The sequence below is a fragment of the Polaromonas sp. P1_E3 genome (assembly GCF_056405935.1).
In genome coordinates, this window is record NZ_JBFUBD010000320.1 from 1 (window position 1) to 3133 (window position 3133).

Genomic DNA, 3133 nt, shown 5'->3' on the forward strand with positions numbered 1-3133 from the left:
CAGTGGCTGAGGACCAACTGGCAGCGGTTGTAGCGGGGTTTGACAGTAGAGGAAATCCTGCGAGAAAGGCGTGGCGGAAGCCCGTTTCTGACAAGGAGGGCTACGCGGAGTAACAGCTATGTTTGTTCATACCATAAGGTGAACACAGTTTCAGGACCGATGTTCGACAGACGCTGGGTGGTCATAGCCTTGTTTTAATAGAGAGATCCCGTCCTTAAATAGGCGCTCAACGTCGTCCGGCTCGGTAACTAAAAAGCCGAGCTCGTCCCGAGCCTTTCGTTTTGGATCACCGCGGAATGAAAGCCAATTAAAGCTAGAAACAACAGCGAATTTGTCGTCGCAGACCAAGTGCTTTCGGTGCGTATTGCCTATGAACTGAAAGGAAAAGTTAGAAAAGCGATGCTGAATTTTTTCTAGTTCACGAAGAGCAACTGTCGCAGGAGAAGACTTTTGCTTCGGTTTCTTCTCCCCACGGCCAGTCGCATTCTCTTCAAGACCGTATCCGATGTGTACTTCTACGCCATTTCTCAGCAACGTCTCCAGTGATCTATAGAACGGCAGATTGACAACTTGATCAGTAATCCAAGGCGAAATGATGAGCAATCGGCGCGTTGATGTAGTCAATGCCTTCGTCAGCAGTCCCGGATGCTCATGACATCTCACTAGTCGCTGAGTCATGGCTCGTTGTAGAGGTCTCGGTACGGCAGCGTTGATTCTATTTTCTGGTGGCGAAGCATGCTTTTCCACGGCTTTAAACTGCGTTGTACTTTCTAGCTCTCGAAACTCCGCCTGCATATCTACAGCCCCAAATATCTTGCCTACGTCAGGCAACTCAGCGGGCAGCATTACATTTTTCGAACCGACAAGTTCCGGGCCGCCTAAGTTTCTAAAGGCATTCTCATGATCTAGGGAAAAGCCCTCGTCTTGATAAAACGCAACTTGAATATCTTTACCCTGAAGGGATTTATAGAAAATAAGTAGACAAGGTAAAAAATGCATCTCTCTTCGCTCGATCCTCCGTAGCGAAAGCAGTTCGCTTGTTTCCTCATCTCGAGCTCGTAGTCGCTGAATGACTCTGTCAAGCTCCTGAATGGAAATATCCTCGACCTCAGGTCGCTTTGCCCCAGCGAGAGGAATTTCTAGCCAACCGGCGTCTCGTACGTCTCGGGGTTTGAACAACGAATTTGTGGAGATAAAGGCGACGCGCTTCAAATACGGGTCATATGCCAGCTTGACTAAGCGCTCTTGCGGAACGACCGTCTTTGCCTCAATAAGAGCTAACTTTCCTTTGTCGGTCAGTATCACTTTTGCAACCGCGGTGCCCACTGCTCGTGTATAGCTTATGCATTCTCGCGAATTCAAGGCTGCAAATGTGCCCGTTAGCACGGCCCGAGACAATCCAAGGAACTCGGAAAKATCTTCGGGTGAATCTAGGCCGGCGTCCATCGCCCGTAAGCAGGCTTCCTCTATTGGACTTAGCGGCTTCTTCTCCACTGTCAATACGCGAGCGGTAAGCAGGAATATCGGAAGTGCCGCCTCTTTAAAGGCTACAAGCGCATATCCAGGCCTCGCATGCGAGGTCTGTTCGAGTATTGCTTCAAGGTTCATTCTGAAAGCTCCTCAAGAATGCAAGATTCGGGATTTCCACGGATGTAATCCAGAACATCCTTCAAGGGATTACTCGCGTCTTCTGCCTCTTGACAGAACTGGTGGTCACCGATGATTGCTAGCCATTCCTTTCCACGCGAAAGTGCTACGTTTATCCGCTCCATCTCTCTGAGGAACCCTAACCCCTTTGCATCAGAGCGTGTCACAGAGAAAATTACCATATCGGCTTCACGTCCTTGGAACGCGTCAACTACGTTGATGTAGACACTGGAAAAACTAACCCACTCATGCCGTCGCGTGTCTATGGCCGAGATCAAACGCTTTTTCTGTTCACCGTATCCGGTCAGCACGGCCACCGAAATTTGTTTCCCTTTTCCTTTCCCGTGCTTCATGGTGAAGTCAATTTTCCCCAGTAGTTTTATTACTAGTTGTACTTCGAGATCGTTGTAGTGCGATGTACCTATAGTCCGAGAACTTTTACGGTGCATTCGACTTGTCGAAAACCATGAAACAGAACGCGACATAACTGTTTGAAGGTACCCGATGTGAGGCCGCTCAACACTCTTCAGCTCTTTGTCGTAGAAGCACTCAGAGATCATGTCCCCTATAGCGGGAGTCATCCGATGCTGAGTAGAAAGTGTTTTCCTTAATGCGGCTGGTAAKCCATCGCTGAGAAGGTTAAAGAGCGTTGCTCGTTGGTCCTCAGGTTTTAGATGGAATCGTTCCAGGAGTCCAGAGGATTTAAGTGCGGGATCTTGAAACGGGGACAACTGCTTCCTGTCCCCGACAAGTACTGTTCGACGCGCTCGCGACATCGGAACAAGTACTTCAGTAGGCGTTGCAATTGATGCCTCGTCGACAATGCACAGGTCGTACGTAATATCCGCCTTTCCGGGAATGCCCATTACGCCAAGACAGGTCCCTGCGACTACTTGTGATGAGGCAATTAACGCTGCACGAAACTCGCGACTTCTACCGAATCGTGCTTCCCAATCGGCATGCGCGGATAACAATTTTCTTAGTTGTCCACCCTCAACGGTGGGCGGTGCGTATGTGTCTGCCCAACTTCTGAGCTCCGTAACTGAAGTCGAAGAAAGGTGTCTTAAGGTCTCGGTATCGGATTCATACTTCCGTAGTTCGGCTAGTGATTCGCGTAGGTCGCGACTCAAGGCTTCTCCCTCAACTAAAAATCCGTTCAATTGGTCATCTAGATCCGCCAACTCAGCAGCTTCCAGTGATTTTCTTCTATCTTCAGACAGTGCGACTCCAAGCTCTTCTGCTCTGTTTTGCACATACTCCATTCTCTCAAGCAGCCCAGCGCGGCGTTCAAGAGCCAGCGCCATTCGCGTATTGCTGATCTTGACTCCCCTATCGGTAGCCCACTTTTCGATGAAGATGCGACCACTTGCTAGGGCAGACTTTCTCAGCTGGAGGAGCTTGTTCTCTACCAGCAGGCCTTTGGTACTTGCTGCAATTCTCTCGTCGTCTTCATGTCCAATGCGCACCGCCTGAACGGTGCCAGTAC

Annotated in this window: 2 protein-coding genes; both read right to left on the bottom strand. The window is 49.7% G+C overall.

Features of this window, described 5'->3' with window-relative positions:
* Positions 1-150 precede the first annotated feature (150 nt).
* Complete coding sequence (locus tag AC1D0Z_RS18510) at positions 151-1608, bottom strand: hypothetical protein (protein ID WP_477659660.1); 1458 nt, start codon at positions 1606-1608, stop codon at positions 151-153.
* On the bottom strand, positions 1605-3133 hold a 1529-nt coding region (locus AC1D0Z_RS18515; protein WP_477659661.1), incomplete at its 5' end, for a DEAD/DEAH box helicase. The genes AC1D0Z_RS18515 and AC1D0Z_RS18510, both read right to left, overlap by 4 nt.